The following is a 561-nucleotide window of genomic DNA, read 5'->3' on the forward strand; positions in this document are numbered from 1 at the left end:
GCCCGGTGCCGCGGCGCCGCGCGCGAGCGCGCGCACGCAGGCGGACACCACGCGATGCAGCGCCAGCACGACGAGGGCGCCGAGCGCGAGCGCGAGCAGGATCCTCGCGCCCGGACCGTCGCCGCCCATGTCGAGCACGGCGCCAAGGTGGGGCAGGTCCCAGTAGAGGTTGAGCGGGCGGCCGAACAGCGCGGGCACGGTGACCTGCAGGTAGCGCAGCACGACCCACAGCGTGGCCAGCCCCGCGAGTGCGCGCACGAGGGCGGGCAGGACACGCCCGCGCCAGCCGGCGAGCAGGGCCAGGGCGGCGACGGCGAAGGCGAGCTCGATCGACACCGCCAGCGCCGGCCGCGGCCACAGCGTCGGCCAGGCGTTGCCGAACACCAGCAAGGCGTTGAGTACGAACAGCGGCACGAGCGTGCCGAGGACGCGGTCGCGCGTCCGTGCGCTCACGCGAGCGCTCCGCTGCGTGCGGCACGCGTTGGGCGTCCCGGGCGGCGCGAGGTGGCGGATCGGCGCCAGGCCGCGGACCGGCGCCCCGCACCCGGCGGGCACCAGGCT

1 protein-coding gene is annotated in these 561 nt (G+C 77.5%); it reads right to left on the reverse strand.

Translation table 11 applies throughout. The annotated features are described in order from the left end of the window. The coding region (locus C667_RS23780; RefSeq protein WP_039923228.1) for a hypothetical protein at positions 1-453 on the reverse strand (453 nt) is incomplete at its 3' end. Positions 454-561 lie beyond the last annotated feature (108 nt).

Source organism: Thauera phenylacetica B4P (assembly GCF_000310225.1).
Taxonomy (GTDB): domain Bacteria; phylum Pseudomonadota; class Gammaproteobacteria; order Burkholderiales; family Rhodocyclaceae; genus Thauera; species Thauera phenylacetica.